The 20,731-nt window shown below is 28.1% G+C and carries 19 protein-coding genes and 1 pseudogene; 1 reads left to right on the forward strand and 19 read right to left on the reverse strand.

From position 1 onward, the window contains the following. Positions 1-102: 102 nt before the first annotated feature. The 6 genes from Tmeso_RS16925 to Tmeso_RS08450 all read right to left on the reverse strand — a co-directional run bounded on the left by Tmeso_RS16925 (position 103) and on the right by Tmeso_RS08450 (position 7,690). Complete coding sequence (locus Tmeso_RS16925) at positions 103-231, reverse strand: hypothetical protein (protein WP_278281421.1); 129 nt, start codon at positions 229-231, stop codon at positions 103-105. Positions 232-236: 5 nt separating this feature from the next. Next, entirely contained in the window at positions 237-2,381 is a 2,145-nt protein-coding gene (locus Tmeso_RS08435; protein WP_099190166.1) for a Tex family protein, read from the reverse strand. Positions 2,382-2,557: 176 nt separating this feature from the next. Beyond that, positions 2,558-3,022 (reverse strand): flagellar export chaperone FliS, encoded by a 465-nt coding sequence (locus Tmeso_RS08440; protein WP_099190168.1) that lies wholly within the window; start codon positions 3,020-3,022, stop codon positions 2,558-2,560. A 16-nt stretch (positions 3,023-3,038) separates the two neighbouring features. Further along, the gene (locus Tmeso_RS16930; RefSeq protein ID WP_187296282.1) at positions 3,039-4,736 is read right to left on the reverse strand and encodes a flagellin N-terminal helical domain-containing protein; all 1,698 of its coding nucleotides are present in this window, start codon (positions 4,734-4,736) and stop codon (positions 3,039-3,041) included. 63 nt (positions 4,737-4,799) lie between these two features. Then, positions 4,800-4,928: a hypothetical protein gene (locus Tmeso_RS16935; protein WP_278281422.1), complete on the reverse strand. Its 129-nt coding sequence runs from the start codon at positions 4,926-4,928 to the stop codon at positions 4,800-4,802. 11 nt (positions 4,929-4,939) lie between these two features. Further along, positions 4,940-7,690, reverse strand: a complete 2,751-nt coding sequence (locus Tmeso_RS08450; RefSeq protein WP_099190172.1) for a DUF6240 domain-containing protein — start codon at positions 7,688-7,690, stop codon at positions 4,940-4,942. A 173-nt stretch (positions 7,691-7,863) separates the two neighbouring features. On the opposite strand from Tmeso_RS08450, the gene Tmeso_RS08455 reads away from it, so the two are divergent. Beyond that, a complete protein-coding gene (locus tag Tmeso_RS08455) occupies positions 7,864-8,310 on the forward strand; it encodes a YaaR family protein (RefSeq protein ID WP_099190174.1) in 447 nt (148 codons plus the stop codon). Between the two features lie 31 nt (positions 8,311-8,341). Here the strand turns inward: Tmeso_RS08455 and prfB are convergent. The 13 genes and pseudogenes from prfB to Tmeso_RS08515 all read right to left on the reverse strand — a co-directional run bounded on the left by prfB (position 8,342) and on the right by Tmeso_RS08515 (position 20,724). Further along, positions 8,342-9,446 (reverse strand): peptide chain release factor 2 gene (gene prfB / locus Tmeso_RS08460; RefSeq protein WP_187296283.1). Its coding sequence is split into 2 segments (ribosomal slippage): positions 8,342-9,370 and positions 9,372-9,446, totalling 1,104 coding nucleotides; the frame shifts between segments, so codons are not numbered across the junction. A gap of 9 nt (positions 9,447-9,455) precedes the next feature. Beyond that, complete coding sequence (gene secA / locus Tmeso_RS08465) at positions 9,456-12,134, reverse strand: preprotein translocase subunit SecA (protein WP_099190178.1); 2,679 nt, start codon at positions 12,132-12,134, stop codon at positions 9,456-9,458. Positions 12,135-12,413: 279 nt separating this feature from the next. After that, positions 12,414-12,947 carry a ribosome hibernation-promoting factor, HPF/YfiA family gene (hpf, locus tag Tmeso_RS08470; RefSeq protein ID WP_099190180.1) on the reverse strand — a complete coding sequence of 178 codons (534 nt, stop codon included), beginning with the start codon at positions 12,945-12,947 and terminating at the stop codon, positions 12,414-12,416. 978 nt (positions 12,948-13,925) lie between these two features. Then, positions 13,926-14,123 (reverse strand): YjfB family protein, encoded by a 198-nt coding sequence (locus tag Tmeso_RS08475; protein ID WP_099190182.1) that lies wholly within the window; start codon positions 14,121-14,123, stop codon positions 13,926-13,928. 14 nt (positions 14,124-14,137) lie between these two features. Beyond that, positions 14,138-14,638: a flagellar export chaperone FlgN gene (gene flgN, locus Tmeso_RS08480; protein ID WP_099190184.1), complete on the reverse strand. Its 501-nt coding sequence runs from the start codon at positions 14,636-14,638 to the stop codon at positions 14,138-14,140. Between the two features lie 8 nt (positions 14,639-14,646). After that, positions 14,647-15,027 (reverse strand): flagellar export chaperone FliS, encoded by a 381-nt coding sequence (fliS, locus tag Tmeso_RS08485; RefSeq protein WP_099190186.1) that lies wholly within the window; start codon positions 15,025-15,027, stop codon positions 14,647-14,649. A 35-nt stretch (positions 15,028-15,062) separates the two neighbouring features. Then, entirely contained in the window at positions 15,063-16,115 is a 1,053-nt protein-coding gene (gene fliD, locus Tmeso_RS17150) for a flagellar filament capping protein FliD (protein WP_408646054.1), read from the reverse strand. Further along, positions 16,110-16,688: pseudogene (locus Tmeso_RS17155) on the reverse strand (flagellar cap protein FliD N-terminal domain-containing protein); the annotation flags it as partial. The gene fliD and the pseudogene Tmeso_RS17155, both read right to left, overlap by 6 nt. A 13-nt stretch (positions 16,689-16,701) precedes the next feature. Continuing rightward, on the reverse strand, positions 16,702-17,064 hold the full coding sequence (locus Tmeso_RS08495) for a flagellar protein FlaG (protein WP_242967897.1): 363 nt from the start codon (positions 17,062-17,064) through the stop codon (positions 16,702-16,704). Positions 17,065-17,374: 310 nt separating this feature from the next. Continuing rightward, positions 17,375-18,391: a UDP-2,4-diacetamido-2,4,6-trideoxy-beta-L-altropyranose hydrolase gene (gene pseG, locus Tmeso_RS08500; protein WP_099190190.1), complete on the reverse strand. Its 1,017-nt coding sequence runs from the start codon at positions 18,389-18,391 to the stop codon at positions 17,375-17,377. Positions 18,392-18,482: 91 nt separating this feature from the next. After that, positions 18,483-19,532 carry a pseudaminic acid synthase gene (gene pseI / locus Tmeso_RS08505; protein WP_099190192.1) on the reverse strand — a complete coding sequence of 350 codons (1,050 nt, stop codon included), beginning with the start codon at positions 19,530-19,532 and terminating at the stop codon, positions 18,483-18,485. Continuing rightward, complete coding sequence (locus Tmeso_RS08510) at positions 19,525-19,974, reverse strand: GNAT family N-acetyltransferase (RefSeq protein ID WP_099190194.1); 450 nt, start codon at positions 19,972-19,974, stop codon at positions 19,525-19,527. The genes pseI and Tmeso_RS08510 overlap by 8 nt, the downstream gene beginning before the upstream one ends. A gap of 12 nt (positions 19,975-19,986) precedes the next feature. After that, on the reverse strand, positions 19,987-20,724 hold the full coding sequence (locus Tmeso_RS08515; protein WP_099190196.1) for a cytidylyltransferase domain-containing protein: 738 nt from the start codon (positions 20,722-20,724) through the stop codon (positions 19,987-19,989). Positions 20,725-20,731: the final 7 nt, after the last annotated feature.

The raw sequence follows: 20,731 nt of genomic DNA on the forward strand, positions 1-20,731 counted from the left end.
CATTCCTTTCTTGGTCGTTGTTTGTCGTGATTCAATTATACCAAATGAAGGAATGTTTTTCTATTTTTTATGATGGAAACACTGAAAATCCAGGCCAACGCCTTAAAATACAAGTGCGAAAGTTGAGTTAATATATTTAAATAATATTGTATAATCTCTATCAAGTTTAGTGCTAAGTATCATATTACTATTTAATTTACTTGCCATCCTTAATGATTTGCATATACTCATATTCCCTAAATCCCCTTCATAGAAAGCGATACTTTATGTTTTTGTAAGTCTATTTGTATAACTTTAACATCTACTATATCTCCTATAGATACAATTTGCATTGGATCTTTAACGAATCTATCGCTCATTTGTGATTTATGAACTAATCCATCATTCTTGATTCCAATATCGACGAAAGCTCCAAAATCAACTACATTTCTAACAGTCCCCTTAAGTATCATTCCTTCTTTAATATCTTCTATTTTCAAAACATCACTTCTAAATACGGGTTTTATACTCTCCTCTCTTGGATCTCTTCCAGGTTTTTTAATTTCATTTATTATATCCTTCAAAGTTAAGATTCCTACATTTAATTCCAAACTCAAATTTTCTATATCCAAACTTTTGATTTTATCGTCTATATCTTCTATCCTTTTATTCTTTATATCATCAATTGTATATCCCAATCTTTTTATTAGTTTTTCGCATATATCATAACTTTCTGGATGGACCCCTGTATTATCTAATACATTTTTTGAATTATCTATTCTCAAAAATCCTGCACACTGTACAAAAGCTGATGGACCTAATCTTTTGACCTTTTTAAGTTCTTTTCTAGATTTGAATTCCCCTACTTCATCTCTATATAATACTATATTTTTAGCAACCGACTTACTTATTCCAGCTACACGTTCAAGTAAAGAGTAAGATGCACTATTCAAATCGACTCCTACAGCATTTACACTATCCTCAACTACACCGTCTAATACTTCCCCTAATCTCTTTTGGTTCATATCATGTTGATATTGTCCGACACCTATATGCTGTGGGTCTATCTTTACAAGCTCTGCAAGAGGGTCTTGTAGTCTTCTCGCTATAGATATTGCTCCTCTTAAAGACACATTAATGTCAGGATGTTCCTCTGTAGCTAATGATGATGCTGAGTAAATAGATGCCCCTGCTTCACTTACTATTATATATTTTATATCTTTATCTATTTCCTTTATTAAGTTAGCAACAAACATCTCTGATTCCCTTGATGCAGTACCATTGCCTATAGCTATTATATTTACATTGTATTTATTTATAAGCTCTATTAATACCTTCTTAGATCCTTCTTCATTATTTTGAGGTTTTGTAGGATAGATTGTAGTTGTATCTAGTAATTTTGAATTTTCATCAACTATAGCTATTTTACACCCAGTTCTATATGCAGGATCAAAACCCATAACAACATTTCCTTTAACGGGAGGTTGAAGTAATAATTTTTTTATATTTTCTCCAAACACTTTTATAGACCTTTCCTGTGCCTTTTCCGTTAAATAGCTTCTTATTTCTCTCTCTATAGAAGGGAAAATAAGTCTTTTATATGAATCGTCTATAGCTTGTTGAATATAATTTGATAAATCATGGGATTTATTTTTTATGTAAATACTTTTTATCTTGTCTATAATCAAATCTTCATTAAGCTCTAGTTTAACTTTTAAGAATTTTTCCTTTTCACCTCTGTTTATGGCTAAAATTCTATGGGATGCCATGGTTTTAACCTTTTCTGAGTAATCATAATACATATCATATACAGATTTTTCATCTGTACTTCCTTTACATGATATAACTCCATCACTTAAAGCTATTCTTCTTATAATCTTTCTAAGAGAAGAATCCTCAGATATCATTTCAGCTATTATATCAAGAGCTCCTTTTATAGCTTCATCTTCATTTTCGACCTCCTTTTCTTTATCTATATATTTTTTTGCTTCATTGTGTATATTATCTATATTGTAATTCATTATACAAATAGCTAGTTTTTCTAGTCCCTTTTCTTTTGCTATAGTAGCTCTAGTTCTTTTTTTAGGCTTAAATGGAGCATAAATATCCTCAACCTCTTGTAATGTTTTAGCATTTTGTATATTCAACTTTATTTTATCTGTTAAGTTTCCGCCCTCTTCTATTATTCTAACTACATCTTCTTTTCTACTCTTCAAATTTCTAAGATAATTTAATCTATCATAAAAATCTCTTAATACAACATCACTTAAATCTCCAGTCATCTCTTTTCTATATCTAGCAATAAATGGTATAGTATTTCCATCATCTATTAATTTTATAGTATTTGCTACCTGAGAAGACTTTAAATTCAATTCTTCTTGTAGTATTTTCTCTATATTCATCTTAATCTCTCCTTATTTAAACTTACAAAGTCATTATATCAAAAAAACTATATATTAAAAAACTAGTTTGATGTAAAATAATACTTTTTTTGAATTATCTTCAATTTTCACCCATTGTATTCTCTTTATATTACGAAAAAAGTCTCGCATTATTATCCATAATGCGAGACTTGTTATTACCCTTTTTCCCATCTATTCTGATTGTTCATTACATTTTCATTAACATAACCTTTTCCATACGTCATTCCAGCAACAAGCTTTGGTCCTTTATTTTCTTGTATATTATTCATATACATCTTTTCTCCAAGCTCATTCCAACCTTCGTATAAAGGTGTCATAACCTTTACAGCTTCTTCAAACTTAGATTTATCCTTCATAATATAGCCTTCAGTCATAATATTATTAACATATAAATACAAACTCTTATAGTTACTTGCTACTTCAGAATCTCCACTCAACGTAGCTATAAGTTCTGCTAATATATCTCTACACTTATCCATCAAAGTATCTAAACTTTCTTTTTCATTTATATATGTTATACATTCGTTAAATGTATCAATTAGACCCTCATATATAATAGCTACAAGCTGTGCATCATTAGCTGTTGCAACCCTTGAAGCTAAATATTCTTTTTCTATCATTTAATTACCTCCAATTCTATCCTAGTAATTTAAGAATTGATTGCGGCTGTTGATTAGCTTGAGCAAGCATTGATACACCTGCTTGTTGAAGTACATTTAATTTTTGATAGTTAGCCATTTCAAGCGCCATATCAGTATCTTCTATACGAGACATAGCAGCAGTTAAGTTTTCTGCTGTATTATCAAGATTTGCAATAGTATGTTCAAGTCTATTTTGAGTAGCTCCAAGTTTTGATCTTTCAGATGCTATTTGAACTATAGCATTATCAAATACTTTAATAGCAGCAGAAGCTTTTCTTTCGTCACTAACATCTATTGCATATTCTGATTCCGATGAAGATATTCCATCGGTAACATTTTTAACTTCAACATATGAAGCATCCTCTACACCTGGATTTCCTGTTGGTCTATCCGAACTAATCCTTAAAGCTCTTGCTCTTATATCCCCAATCTCCAGTCTGAAGCTTTGTCCTGTATTTGCTCCTACTTGAAGATTTGTATTAAAATCTTCTAATGTTCCTTCAAGTTCTATAAGATTTCCTTCAAATCCTACTTTTTCAGATACTATTACTAGTCTACTTGTATCGTCCTCATCAATTGCCATATCAATATCAGAAATAGTATCGTACATATTAGCAACCTCATTAGCTATATCTGTTGTACTTTTACCATTTATATCTATACATAAATTTGCTCCTAAATAAGGTGCTACACTGCTGTCATAAAAATCAATTTTTGAATCTCCTATTTTTATATACGACTCATTTTCTGGTATAGAATCAAATCTTATATATCCATATGAGTATTTACCTGCATTTTCTGCTGTTCCCATAGCTTCATTTGTCATACCACTTGAATCAACTGTTATTGTTGATTCATTCATATTAAGTAGTGCTGAATTTTCATATGGCGAAGCAGGATCATATGCAGGTGGTGTTATTACATATATATTATTTCCTACTAATTTTTCTACAGCACTTCCCTTTAACTTAACACTTGTATTTCCACCTATATCATTTGTTCTTATTTCTAATTCTCCAACTGAATTTATTGAAGCTGTTCCTTTATCAGTTAAAGCATCATTTATTCTTGTAATTAATTCATCCTCGCTTAATGTTCCACTTCCATCGAATCCACCTATATCTACCTTTGTTTCTTCACCATTAACCTCTATAGATAATTGTGTATTCGTTAAATCTAAAGTCCCCATATTTGTTCTTATATTATAATCTCCTTGTAATATTACAGGTGATCCAGTTGACATAGAAGAAACAGTAGTATTGCTATTAGGCTCTTCATTACCTCTTAATATATTTCTTGTATTATATTCTGTTCCATTTGCAATTCTATTTACTTCTGATGTCAATTGATTTATTTCATCTTGTACTGCTTGTCTATCAGATTCTGACATAGTTCCATTTGCCGCCTGAACTGATAATTCTCTCATTCTTTGAAGCATGGAATGAACTTCTCCCATAGCCCCTTCTGCAGTTTGAACTAAAGATACACCATCAAGTGAATTTCTCGAAGCCATCTTAAGTCCATTTATTTGAGCTCTCATTTTCTCTCCAATTGCCATTCCAGCTGCGTCATCTCCAGCTCTGTTTATTCTCTTACCTGAAGATAATTTTTCAAGTGACTTTGATGCAAAACTATTGTTAACATTAAGTAATCTATGTGCATTCATAGCAGGTATATTATGATTTATTCTCATTCTATTAATTCCTCCCCGTATTATTAATTCCATATATCTTATCGTCTTATATACATCAAAACTTTACTCTTTTTTATTCTTTCTTTCGTCTATGTTTTCAACAAAAAGTAGGACTTTAGATACAATATCTATTAATTCCTTTGGAATATCTTTATTTAAATCTTTTTCATTTTTTAAATTTTCAATATCCATAATTGTCTCCTTTAAATTTTAATATCCAAGAATCCCTTAATATCACTTTCTATTTCTTGTTCATTTTTCAAATCCATTATATTCTCTTTATCAAAATCAAATTCTATATCTTCTAAATCATATCCTATCTCTTCTAAAAATATATTTAATACACCTTTATTTTGTTTTATATACTCTATATCATTCTTATCGTCTAATCCTATTTTCACTTTAACCTTGGATTTATTTACTCCTAAATAGATATTTATATTTCCTAAATTCTTAGTATCAAGACTAATTGCCACATCCATATCATCCTTATCTATATTTTCAGATGAATTTTTTCTATTTTTATAATACATATTTAAATTTGAAAACTGCTCATTTATCACAAGAGGATATTGAATGAACTTTTCGTCTTTATTTGATATATAACTTTTTTCAATTGATTCTCTTACTTCCTTTTGTCTATCATTAATGTCTTTATTGGACTCCTTAGTCAAATCTATATTTTCACTTATATTTTTAATATCTTCACGTATATCTTCATAAAATTTGTTAGGTCTAAAATCTCCTTTTTTTACATTATCAGAGTATTTTTTAATTGTACTTTCTATTTCATTAGCGTATTTTTTCAATTGAGTATCTTCTTTTTTATCTATCTTATTAAGATTTTTTATTTCATCTAAAAAGTTTGATATTTTATGACCTAACTGATTCTTATTTTTTAAAAAATCAGATGTGCTTTGAATTTCTTTTAGAATCATATCTTTATTGTTCTTTATATTGAAAGCTATACAAGTATTTTTTTCTTTGTCTATATTCTTTATATTATCTGTTAATTGCTTAATATACTTGTGTAGTTTCATGTTCACTCTATCAATATCATTGAATTCTCTTATATAATTACCAGCTTCTTTCAAACTCATATTCTCTATAGGAGTATTCTGTTTGATACCTTCCTTAACCATAGTACTTGTTAGATTATCTTTTATATATTCATATTGATTGTATGCATTATATAACTTTTGAATATTAGCTTTACTTAAACTTAATTTATTTTGAACCAAAGACTTAGCTACCTCAAATGCTTTATTCAAATCTATAGTTTTAGTATCATTATCTTTTGTTTTAAATAAATTTATATTGTCTTTTACATGTTTTTTAACTATATTTTCACTGTTTTGTTGAAGATTTGTAGGCATATCTACTTTCTCATAATGATCATTCATCGCATTTTCTTTATTAAGAACTTTATGAGATACATATATATTGTTCAATGTCATAGGTATTGAATTTTTTAAGTTAAAAGATATATTGTTAAAGTCTAAGTTCTTCACCTCACTAAACAGTTTGGTAATATTATTTATAGATTGAACCGATGAATCTATAATGCTATCAAAGTTTTTAATTTCATCTATATTAGAATTTGATATAACTTTATTTAATTTGCTTAAATTAAAATCTACGTCTTTTTTAATCAATTTAACTAAATCAGTTTCATCCAATTCTTTTAGCTTTTGTAATTTTCCCATTATATCTGATACTTCTTTTGCCTCTATATCAGATATTTTATGTATATTATCTATATTTCTCAACTTCTCAGCTATATCTCTTATATCCATTTTTTCTATGTCTATATCTTCTTTTATAATAGATGCTATATTTTCTTTATTTAAGTTTTTTATTACATACTCTAAAGCTTCCTTCATTTCATTTATACTCTGGATATTTTCTTTTGTCAGATCTAGTTTATTCTTTATCATCTTCTCAGAAAGCTTTATATTATCATCCGTAACATTTATTTGCATTCTATCTAGACTTTCCTTTATATCATCTTTTAGCAGATTAAGTTGCTTTTGTGTAATGCTAGTTGCTTTAGGGACAAAAGATTCATAAGCTTTAACAGATATAGAGCTTATTTTATCCGCAATTTTTATTGCCCCATTTTTTACAAAATTCTTTATGTTATACAAATTATCTATTGTAGGATTTATGTTGTTCTTTACTGTATCTATAAAAGTTTCTTCTTCTACATCTTGTAATTTATCTAGTTTATAAAATATATCATTTACTCGTTCTATATTTTTTTTATTTATAGTAATATTTTTTTTATGTAGAGTTTTTACTATATCAGTTATATCTTTACCCATCTTACTTCCGTACAGTTTTTCAGTTATTTTCTCAGCTTCATCAGTTGTAAGTTCTTTTTTATTTTTAAATAGTTTTAAGAATGAAAAGCTTTCTTTCTCGCTTTTAACTTCTTTTATAGTGTCTGCTATCTTTTGAAGTGAGTCTTTCTCAATATCAACACCCTTTTCCATTATCTTAACAGCACTATCATAATCCAAATTAACTATAATATCATCTAATGATTTTTTGCTGTATACAAACGACATAATATTTTCTTTAGTTATACTTATATCATGGTTTTTAAGTGCATTAATTGCTTCTAAGTTTTCATCATTAACATCTACATCGAGTTTTTTTAGTATATCCGAGTATTCTATTTTCTCATCCTCAGTTATTTTTTGATTTCTTATGTCATTTACTTTTTTAGATTCAATTATATTTTTTTTGTCTATTACTACTGTATCTCCAGCTTTTGCATCTATATTTTCTTTAAGCTTCAAGCCAAGAAGTTTCTTATCCCCAACATCTATAGTTACATTATCTTCACTAATTTCAACAACTGTACCTCTAACCTTTGAAGTTGTATTCAAATTATTGTAGGCATCACTTACAGCAGCATATGCTGCTTCAGCTGAAACTTTATTTATCATATCCTCACCCTTTTAAAATTAGTTATATTTATTTATCGACATCAATCGATTATAAGTTTATATAATATTTGAGACTATAAATTTGCAACAAAAATAAATATAAATGCCATAAAATTTCTATTTATTTTGCCGATATTATATAATATAGTTGGTGAAAGAGAGGAGATACGATTTTGAATAAGGTTAATCCAGTTAATAACATAAATCAGATATCCAATGTTAATAAAGTTAATAAATCAAAAGAAATAAAAAGAGCGGAATTTAAAGCTAAATTTGAAAATATAAAATCTGATAAAGTAAAAGAACATCTGACAGAGCTTTATGATAAAATAAGCGAACAGTCTGATAAGATAGGAGAAAAGTTATATCTTAAAGATTTGATCCAATATAAAAAGTTAGTAAAAGAATTCCTTAACGTAGCTGTTAACAATTCTCATTCCTTCTCCCAGCAAAACTTCCTAGACAGAAGAGGCCGTCATAGAGTCTATGGGATAGTAAAGAATGTAGATAGAGAACTTAGCTCATTAACTAAAGAGTTTTTAGGAGAAGAGGTAGATAGGCTTTCTGTAATAAAAAAGCTTGATGGTATAAAAGGTATGTTGGTTGATGTGATGATGTAGTAAAAAATAAGGAAGAGACTAAGTCTCTTCCTTATTTTTTGGTATGTTTTAAATATTCATTCATAAATGGGTCTAAATTTCCATCCATTATACTTTGAACATTACCTATATCTAGATTTGTTCTATGATCTTTAACTAGTTTATATGGTTGGAATACATATGATCTTATTTGACTTCCCCATGCTATTTGTGAATATTCACCTTGTATATCTTCTATTTTTTCTTTCTGTTCAAGTTCTTTTAGCTCTATAAGCTTTGCCATTAACATCTTCATAGCTTTATCTTTGTTTAAATGTTGTGATCTTTGATTTTGACATTGGACCACAACCCCTGTTGGTATATGCGTTATTCTAACAGCAGATTCTGTTTTATTTACATGTTGACCTCCAGCTCCTGATGCTTTATACGTATCTATTTTCAAATCACTAGAATCTATATCTACGCTAGTATCATCATCAAGTTCTGGTAGTACATCTATAGATGCAAATGATGTATGTCTCTTTCCAGATGTATCAAAGGGAGATATTCTAACTAATCTATGGACTCCCTTTTCTCCTTTTAGATACCCATATGCATTAATTCCTTCTATTGACAATGTTGCACTTTTTATTCCTGCTTCAGGATCTGATATTATATCTAGTAGATCAACCTTATATCCCTTACCATCTGCCCATCTTGTGTACATTCTAAGTAACATTTTTGCCCAATCCTGAGCATCAAGACCACCCGTACCTGAATGTATAGACATTATAGCGTTATTTTTATCGTACTCTCCATTTAGAAGAGTTTTTATTTTCATTTTATCTATATCTGAATGTAAATCCTCTATAGACTTATTTACCTCTTTTTCAAGAGATAAGTCATCTTCTTCAAGCGCAAGCTCTATTAGTACATTTATATCTTCTAAAGAGTTTACAAGATTTTCAAATTCTTCTATGCTCTCTTTTAGCATCTTGTTTTCTTGAAGTAACTTTTGAGCTTTTTCGTTGTCATCCCAAAAGTTTTGATCAGACATTTTCTTTTCTTGTTCTTGTATTTTATATTCTAGTTTTGCTATGTCAAAGGGAAGCCCTCAATTCTTCTATTGAATTTCTCATCTCATCTATTCTTTGATTATACTCTTGAATATTAAGCATTTTACCCTCCTATAAATTTTTTCCACAACATTTTTTATATTTTTTACCACTACCACAAGGACATGCTTCATTTCGTCCTGTCTCATCACCCTTTACAACAGTCTTATTACCAGGTTCATCCGATGCAGTAGATAAGTTATCTATATCAACAACCTGTTTTCTTTCTATTTTCTCTTCTACTGTAAAGTTATATAAATATTTGATAGTTTCTTCTTGTATAGATTTTATCATCTCTTCAAACATATCGAATCCTTCGAATTGATATGCTCTTACAGGGTCTTCTTGCCCTATCGCTCTAAGACCTATACCTTGACGCAATTGTTCCATAGCATCTATATGATCCATCCACTTAGTATCTACTACTTGAAGTAAGATAACCCTCTCTATTTCTCTCATTCTCTCAGGTTCTATATCACTTTCCTTCTGATTGTATATACTAATAGCTATATTCATTATATCTTCTTTTATTTTATCTCTATCAAGGTCTTCTATATTATTAAACTCTATACAACCCTTTGGTAAAAATATATTGTATAGATGATCCTTTAATCCTTCTAAGTCCCATTCTTCAGGATAATCTCCATCTGCTGTATATAACATAACTGAAGAATCTATAGTACTTTGTATCATATTAGTTATATTTTCTTTTATATTTTCTCCTTCAAGAACACTTCTTCTCTCTTTGTATATTATTTCTCTTTGTTTATTCATAACATCATCATATTGAAGAACGTGCTTTCTTATAGAGAAGTTTTTACCCTCTACTTTCTTTTGAGCTCCTTCTATAGACTTTGAAAGTATTTTATGCTCTATAGGCATATCTTCTTCCATTCCTAATCTATCTACAACTCCCATAATCTTTTCGCTTCCAAATAATCTCATAAGATCATCTTCAAGTGTTATATAAAATCTAGATATTCCAGGATCTCCTTGACGCCCAGCACGACCACGAAGCTGGTTATCTATTCTTCTTGATTCATGTCTTTCTGTACCTATTATACAAAGTCCTCCAGCTTTTAATACCTCTTGCTGCTCTTTATCTGTTTCCTTTTTTATTTCAGCATATATTTTATTGTACTCTTTTTTAGCCATTTGAACATACTCATCGTCAACTTCTATAGGAGATGTTACAAGTGCTAATACCTCTTCAGTATATCCTTTTTTCTTTAATTCTTTTTTAGCTAGAAATTCAGGATTTCCTCCAAGTATAATATCAGTACCACGCCCTGCCATATTAGTTGCTATAGTGACTGCTCCTAATTTCCCAGCTTGAGATACTATTTCTGCCTCTTTCTCATGCTGCTTAGCATTAAGGATAGCATGAGGTATCCCCTTTTTCTTTAACATATTAGATAAAGTCTCAGAGTTTTCTATAGATATAGTACCTACAAGAACAGGTTGCTTATTGTTATATCTTTCTTCTATCTCTTTTACTACTGCTTTAAACTTTCCATTTACAGTTCTATATATAGAGTCTGATACATCTTGTCTTTGGATAGGTTTATTAGTAGGTATTTGCACAACATCCATACCGTATATAGATCTAAATTCTTCTTCCTCTGTTTTAGCTGTACCTGTCATGCCTGAAATCTTTTTATACATTCTAAAATAATTTTGGAATGTTATAGTAGCAAGAGTCTTTGATTCCCTCTGCACTTTAAGACCTTCCTTAGCTTCTATTGCTTGATGTAATCCATCTGAGTATCTTCTACCAAACATAAGTCTTCCTGTAAACTCATCTACTATTACTATTTCTCCATCCTTAATTACATAATCAACATCTCTCTTCATTTGATTATGAGCTTTTAAAGCTTGATTTATATGATGATATATTTCCATATTTGACATATCAGTTAAATTCTCAACCGCAAAGAACTTTTCTCCTTTATGGATACCATCTTCAGTTAATGATACAGAATTTGCTTTTTCATCTACAACGTAATCATCTTCATTTTTTAACATTTTAACAAATTGATCTGCTGCAAAATACAGTCCTGTAGACTTATCTCCAGCACCAGATATTATAAGAGGTGTTCTAGCTTCATCTATTAATATAGAATCTACCTCATCGACTATTACAAAATTTAATTTTTTTTGAACCATCTGTTCTTTATGTATAACCATGTTATCTCTTAAGTAATCAAATCCAAACTCATTATTAGTACCATAAGTTATATCGCAATCATATTGTATTTTTCTTTCTTCTGGAGTCTGTCCATGCACTATAACTCCGACACTTAATCCTAGATATTCATACAGCTTAGCCATCCACTCTTTATCACGTTTAGCAAGATAATCATTAACTGTTATTACATGCACTCCGTCTTCAGTTAACGCATTTAAGTATACAGGTGCTGTTGCAACTAAAGTTTTACCTTCTCCTGTTTTCATCTCAGCAATTCTTCCTTGATGAAGAACTATACCTCCTACTAACTGAACTCTATAATGTCTCATTCCAAGAACTCTCTTTGATGCTTCCCTTGTAACTGCAAAAGCTTCAACTAATATATCATCCAATGTTTCTCCATTTCTTAATCTTTCTTTGAATATATTAGTCATACCTTTAAGTTCTTCTTCACTCATACTTTCAAATTTACTTTCCATAGCATCTATCTTATCTACAATCTTTTCAATCTTCTTTATTTCTCTTTTACCTGAAAATCCTAATAAATCTTCTAAAAAGCTCATATTATTTACCTCTCTTTTGTATTAATTTTCATTAATATCTATTTTAACATAGCCGCGTTGATAAATAAAATTATATTATCAAATACATGTAAATTATTTGTAAATAAAAAATTCGTCTATTCGCTAACGCGATGACTCATGTCGCCAACGAGTCCTACGGACTCCGTTGCTCAAAAATAGTTGGTACTGTAATTCTTTAAGCAATATTATACACAACTTGAAAATCATATAGCTTACTAACAAGCATAATAAAAGGTGGGATATATATCCCACCTTTTATTATGCTTGTTCTATTATACCATAATCGCCTGATTTACGTTTATATGCCACATTCATTTCATTAGTCTCTGAATTTGTAAATACAAAGAAGTTATGTCCTAAAAGCTCCATTTGAAGTATAGCTTCTTCTTCATTCATAGGCTTTATTCCAAATTTCTTTCTTCTTGCTATATTTATTTCACTTTCATTATCACTTTCAATTGAACTGTCTATATTCTCAAATCTAATACTTGCATTATCATGATGTTTGTTTATAAGTTTTGTCTTGTATTTTCTAAGCTGTTTACTCAATTTATCTACAACCACATCTATAGCTGCATATAGATTTTCTTCTGAATCCTCAGCTCTTATTATATTTCCACTCACAGGGATTATAGTTACTTCTATAGTTTGTCTGCTTTTCTTAACTCTAATAGTAGCTCTAACATCTATATCATCGTTGAAATATCTTGTTATTTTACTTAACTTTTCTTCTACTGATAATTTAATTCCTTCTGTTAATTCAATGTTTTTTCCCACTATAGTTAATTTCATAAAGCCATCCCCTTTCGTTATATAAAACTATTTAATATATATTACATAAATAATTATAAAATTCGCTTTATGCTAACGCATAGCTCATATCGCCAACGAGTCCTAACGGTCTCCGTTGCTCAAAACAGTTGAAATTTTAGCCATTTAATCAACGCTATGCATAAACTGAAAATTTTATAATTTACTATCATTATAAAAATATTAAACATTATATATATATGTGTAGATTTATATAATATATTCTTACAATTTTATTTATGTAATTATTGTTAAATTACACCTATTATAATATAAATCTTGGATTTTAAAAATAGGTATTTCAAAATAAATTATATTAATAATATTTTACCCACTAATATATTATTAAAACAGTTTTTTTAGAATTAAATTAATGCTTTTTTTTTAAATTTTTACAAATAAACTATAATAAATATATATTAAAAAGCAAAATAAATTAATATTATACAATATATTAATTTAATCATACAGATGCTTGATTTTATTAAAATCTACAGTGGATAACTTTCAATAACGTCTGTGGATAATGTGTATAAACCTGTGAATAAAGTTTATAACTGCTTCTTAGATGTGGACTTTTGTTGACAAAAATCCACAAGGTTGTTAGTTTTTAATTTTTCTAAATTGTCGAACTTTTTGTTAATACATTAAAATATTCAAATTTCAACATTCAACCTAATATCTTTGCAATAAAATCACACAAAAAAAGAGCATCTATATAGATGCTCTTTCAAATATTATAGCTGACCTGGTTTTTGACCCCACACTCGCCTGCTGGAGATTTTGCTCGGGTTTGCCTCACTACTAACTCTCTCGATTTTGTACCGGCAGGGCTTACATCTAAGCCGCACCATGATCATTAACTCGCTTTTGAATTAACTTACGTGGATCCTTTTGCCTGCGACTGGCTTGGACTTTCAACCACAGACCTATAATATCAACCTCAATATTATATCAATTCTATAATTTAATGTCAATAGTATTTCCTAAATGAGGTGTAACTGATTTTTCCATAACTTTAACATTAGTATTCATCATTTCATTAATCATATCTGCATTTTGTTGGGATGTATCCATAACCTTTTTCATAACAGAAAGACTTACTTGTTGTCCAAGGTTTGCTTGACTAAGTCCAATTGACATGGCTCCAATATCCATTTAATCTCCTCCTTCTATTTTTTATTGTCTATAAATACTCCTTGAGCATGATTATATTTAGTGTTATATCCCTTATATGCCTTCATATTGTTACTTAAAGACTTCTTATCATTTTTTATATTCTTTAGATTTTCTTTTATTTTTTCTAGTTCTTCTTTTACCTTTTTATTATTTACCTTATCTATTTCATCTATTTCTTTAGTTAATTTTAATATATTTTCTATTTTACTTTTTAGTTCTTTAATTTCAGGATATTTTTGAACATCTATATTTTCAATAGAGTCTATATCTAAATCCTCTTTTAATTTTATATACAAACTATAAAACTGATTATCTAGTTTATTTATGTCCTCTATTTTATCCTGCTTTTTTTCAATATAATTAATAAGTGAATCTGAATTACTATTCTCTATATCTATTTTTTGCATTTTAGTTATTTCTTGTATTTCTTTCATTGAATTATACTTCATTTCGCTAATTTGAATTAGACTATTTATTAAATCTTTTATGTTCATCAAATTACCTACTTTCCTTGTCTTGCAAGTTTCATAGCTTCTTTCCAAGTATCTCTAAATTCAACCACAAATTCTTTAACTTCTTCAAGTATATCCTTGTCTTTTTTTAAATTGGCTTCAATTAACCTCTCCTTAAGGTAATCGTATAAAGGTCTTAAATTTTTAGATATTTCATAATCCATGTTAAGAGTTATATTAAGTTCACTTATTATATTTTGAGCTTTTATTATGTTTGTATTAGATTTTTCTATATTTTTTTCATCTATACCTACCATACCTAAATTAATAAACTTAATACAACCTTCATAAAGCTTTAAAGTAAGCTCTTCTGGTGTTGCCGTATTTATTGATTGATTTTTATATTTTGCATATGGATTTGCCATTGTCATAATTTGTTCCTCCTTACTACATATTCAAATTTTTTCTACATACCTCCCATTTGAGACATAAGCCAAGAACTTTGAGAGTTCATCTGACTCATTGCCTTTTCCATAGCCGTAAACTGTCTCCAATATCTATTTTCAACACTAGTTAATCTACTATTTTCTCTAGATATTTGCTTTTCAATATTAACTACATCTTTATCTAATAAACTTATAGAGCCACTTTTTGTTACGAAATCTACAAGTATAGTAGATTTTACCTGTCTATATAACGATGCATTATCTCCTGTCCCTGATTTATCTATTATACTTTTCATCCCATCTATTATATCATCATAAACTCTATTTATTAGTCCCGTTTCTGCTCTTTTTTCAGTGTCATCAGTTATTGTTGAATCTGGAGTTTTAAATAATAAATCCATTACTCCATCTACATCATTTGTAATTGCTTCTTTTAATTTATCTTCATCTATTTGTAATTTTCCTTTTTCTTGATAAGTTCCTGTAGTTATACCGATTTCAGCTAAGAAAGAAAATCCAGATAATTTTGTATCATTGTTAACCCCATCATCTGAATAATCACTATATACGGATTCATATAATCCACCTCTTATATTACCAAGTAATCTATTTACATGTTCATTATTTCTTAAAAGCCCTGATTTAGCTTTCTCTTCCCAAAGTTTTATTGTATCTTCATCCATAGCCTGTTTCTCTTCATCACTTAATGGCTTATAATCTCTATAAGTTTTTTCTGATGTTTTTTTATTTAGCTTATCTATAACTTCATTATATTTATCTACAAATCCTTTTATTTTATCAAATACTCCATTTACATCAGTATCTACTTTTACAGTGTATTCTGCTCCTAAATCAGCAGATTTTAAATCTATATTTATCCCATTTATAGTAAATTGATTAGATGAGTATGTTATATCTTTAGCCCCATCAAAATCTATTTTTGCATCTTCACCAGTAAGAGTAGTTGTTATATTTGTTTTTAAAACACTTGAAGCTCCTGTAAATAGATTTTGTGTGTCACCTGTAATATCAATTTTAGCATCTTTTCCTGTTTTAGTAGTAGATAAAAACATTCTTCCTGAATTAGAATCATAACTTGCTTTTACTCCAGTTGTTCCTGATTCGTTATTTATAGTATCTACTACTTCTGATAATTTCATCGTTGAAGCTAAGGTAATCGATGCCCCATTTAGAGTTATAGAACAATCACCTGTAACTCCACCTTGTAATTCTCCTATAGTTACATCTGAACTAGCGGTTGTTATCCCATCTGCTTTTTTTACTTCAGATGCACTTCCAATATTAATTCCTTTAGCCAATTGCGTTACTTTTATACTATGCGTTCCTGATACTGCACTTGATGTAGCTGTAGCATCAAGTATACTCGTATCAGAAGATGTAGCTTTTTTAATCCAAGATGCGCTACTTATTGATCCTCCAAACCCAACCCCAAGTTCTTTTTTAGTATCTAAAATAAAATTTGCTAAATCTTTATTTATATCATTATAAGCGTCTTGAGTCCATTTCTTTATTTCCTTAGCCTGATTATATTTATTAAGTCTAAGTTTTTCAGCATCCATAAGTTGCTTAACCATAGTTTCTGTATCCATACCACTTGCTATTCCACTAAATCTAATACTTGACATATAAACCCTCCCTCTATCCTCTTTTATCTAAAAAAATACCTGCTCTTTCACACATATCAGCAATCATATCTAATATTTTTTCTGATGGAATTTCTTTTATTACTTCTTTAGTTTCATCATCAATTATTTTTACAACTATTTCTTTTGTTTTTTCATGTATAGAAAATTTAAGATGATTATTTGTTCTTTCTAAACCTTCATTTGCTTTTTCTACAGCCTCTATTAATTTTTTTTCTCCAGGAAAAGACACATTGGCTTCTTTTTTCTCAGATTGTTTTACTATATCTTCTTTATTTTTTGGTATATTTTTATCGTTAACAATTTCTGATTTAGTAGGATTGATTTGATTACTAAACATAGAAGAATCTATTCTCATAATATGCACTCCCTTTATGTATTTTCTATTCTAGTTATCGGCAATAAATATATTTAAGTTTACATTGTATATTTAATAAAGATAATTTAATTTTTTTTTGGTATTTTTTATTATTTTGCCTATTATGATGTATATTATGATGGTTTATCTACTAACATAATAATATTCACATATAAAAAGATGATTAAATAACTTTTATGTTTTGTATTCTTTCAATACTATGACAAGTTAATTAATCACCCTTAAATATATAACATTTTAATGTATCTATATACGTTTTCTAAAAACTCAATGTATTTTTTAGTAAAGACTATACATTTTTTATATAATTATCTATGTTTGATATAATATTTTCTACACCAGCGAAAGATATTAATTTACTTGATTTATTATTAAAATCTTTTCTTAAAATATAATTTTCTATTAAATACTTAACTCTATCTGATAATTCTCTATCTCTTATATCTTTAAACCATCCCAAATCCATCATTGCCCCTAATTCATTCATTTTCTCAGCTACTTTAATCTGGTTATCAGCTTGTACAATTAAAATAGTAGGTATTCCTAATACTCCTAATTCATAAGTTGTAATTCCTGCAGCAGATATAGCTATATCATTTTTAATCATTATATCTTTTATATTTGAAGGATTAAAAATCAAAATAACATTATCATTTTTATATGCAATTTCTTTTAAGTCATCTATACATTTAAATCCAGGTCCTACAATCACATTTAGATTTACATCTAATTTTTTTAGAGAATTTAATATAAATGAAGTATAGTTATTTATATCGTTTCCTCCCATTGTAATTAATATATTTTCAACATTTTTTTTAATCTTGATTTTAGATACATTTCTAAATTCTTCTCTTAGCAAAATATAATTAGTACCTAATAAAAATTTAGTATCATCAAATACTTTTTCATATTTCAAATCTTCAGCATAAATATTTCCATTTATAACAATATTACTTGGATATTTATATAAATTATTGTCATCTATAGAAATAAGTAATTTAACTGATTTTCTAATTTCATATAAATATTCACTACTTAACCAATAAGAATCAGTGATAATTATATGTAAATTTTCTTTATTTATAATATTTTTGACTTCATCAATTTCTTCTTCTAAATTATCAGAATATAAATTTATATAATTAAACCCATTGCATTTTAATACTTCGTTTACGTTCTCATTATTCTTGGTTAAAAAAATTATATTGAATCCTCTTTTTTTTAATTCTTTAGAAAGTGCCATACATCTCATAATATGACCCATTCCTTTTCCTTCTCCTCCATCAGCTCTTATAGCTATTTTCATTATTTAATCTACCTTTCCAATTAACTTAAAGGCCTATATGTGATCTTTTCACATATAGGCCAAGATTTTATAGCTACTATAGTATATTAATTTATTCAAGCATATCCCATTTTAAAGGAGTCCCTCTTTCTATATCTTTAATAGATTTTTTGCCTAATACATCTTCATAATACTTAGGCTTTAGTCCATAAGCAGGCCTAATAACTCGTATATTATTTTCTGTTAATATTTCTCCTCTTTTTATATCTTCTACAACAAATATAGATCTTCTAAACTTTAAGTTCTTACTTTCTCTTTCTGATCTATCATAGCTTATTTTTCCTATTGTTCTTTCTGCACTCCTAATATCTTCAACCATTCTTTTAAATTCATCTGGTTCCATAGAGAATGAAGAATCTGGATTCTCTATTTTCCTACTTATGCAAAAATGTTTTTCTATTACTTTAGCTCCTAATGTAACACCACACACCGCTCCAATTGAACCCATTGAGTGATCTGATAATCCAACTATTACATTAAATGTTTCTTTTAAATGTTGCATAGTCTTAATATTCATATCATCAGAAATAGCAGGATAAGAACTTGAACATTTTAATAAACACAAATCATTATTCCCTTGTTCCTTTACCTCCTTTACAGCTTCTTCTATCTCTCCTAAAGTAGCATTTCCTGTTGACATTATAATAGGTTTTCGTTTTGAAGCTATATACTTTATTAATGGTATATCAGTTATTTCAAAAGAAGCTATTTTATAAAATTTCACATCTAGATTTTCTAAAAAATCTACAGAAGTTTTATCAAAAGGCGTAGATAAAAAATCTAACCCAATTTTTTCTGCTTCTTCTTTCAAATTCACTTGCCACTCCCACGGTGTATATGCTTTTTTATATAAATTATATAAATTTTCACCTTCCCAAGTTCCTTCTTTAATTTTAAAATATTCTTTATCGCAGTCTATAGTCATAGTATCAGGAGTATATGTTTGTATTTTAATGCAATCTGCACCTGATTTTTTAGCTGCATGAATTATTTCTATAGCTCTATTAAAATCACCTGCATGATTAGCTGACATTTCAGCTATTATATACGCAGGTTGATTTTCTCCTATTTTCTTATTACCTGTATTTATAATTTTATTCATGTGCATCACCTAAATTTGTAATAAATTCTATATAATCTTCCTTTTCATTTTTAATATAGCCTGATTTTTCAAAAGCTTTAATAGAAGGTATATTTTCATGCTTTATTCTTCCAATTAAATTCAGATTTGAAAACTTCAGTCTTATCAATCCTAAAATTTTTGTTCCAATCCCTAGCCCTCTATAGTTTTTATCTATGCTATAAGCAATAATTCCAATATCATCTTCTATCTCAATTCTAATTTGGCCCACTTCTTTATCTTCTAACATACATATATATATTTTCGAATTATTTGATTCAATTTTAGATTTAAACCAATCTTTATGTTTGTGATAATCTATTTTTGATGAATTGAAAGAGTTTTTTCTAACTAAATCATCATTTGTCCAATCAAATAATAAATCACAGTCTTTGTAACTAGCTAATCTAAGTTTTATGTTCATAAAATCAATCCTTTATTTAATCTTTTTTTGTTCTATATGAGCATTTATTTTAGATATTTCTGGATTTTTAATTATAAAATTAACTATTTCATCTAAGTAAAAATCATGTTCCCCTTTATAAAACTTATCATATACTCTGCTTATTAATTCAAAATCTTCTTTTGTATCTAATGTCCATCTATATTTTGAATAATTTTTATCATTTAAATAATAATATATACTATTTATATTTTCATAAATATAAGGAGTAACATGCTCCCTTTGATAATTTAATTTTGCATTCACAAATGCATCCTGTAAAGTTTTAAATAAAAATACCTCTATATCTAATCCTCTTGGATAAGTTCTTTGACTTAAATCTACTCCTGCATTAGTTACTAATTCATAATTATTATCTAAATAAAACTTTATTATCACATCAATAACGTTAGGATCTATCAATGGACAATCTGATGTTATTCTTACTACAATATCTGCATTATTTTCTTTAGCAGCATGATAATACCTACTTAAAACATCATTTTCGCTACCTCTAAAATATTTAACTCCACAGTTTTCACATTCTTCAGCTATTATATTATCTCTTTCTAGTGTAGTTGTACCTATTACTATTTCATTTATAAGCTTAGATTGTTTCACTCTGTTTATAACATGTTCTAATATAGTCTTCCCCATTAAATTTTTCATTACTTTCCCTGGTAATCTCGTAGATCCCATCCTTGTTTGAATTATAGCTACTACTTTTTTCATATAATCA

This window comes from Tepidibacter mesophilus (genome assembly GCF_002724055.1).
Lineage (GTDB): Bacteria > Bacillota > Clostridia > Peptostreptococcales > Peptostreptococcaceae > Tepidibacter_A > Tepidibacter_A mesophilus.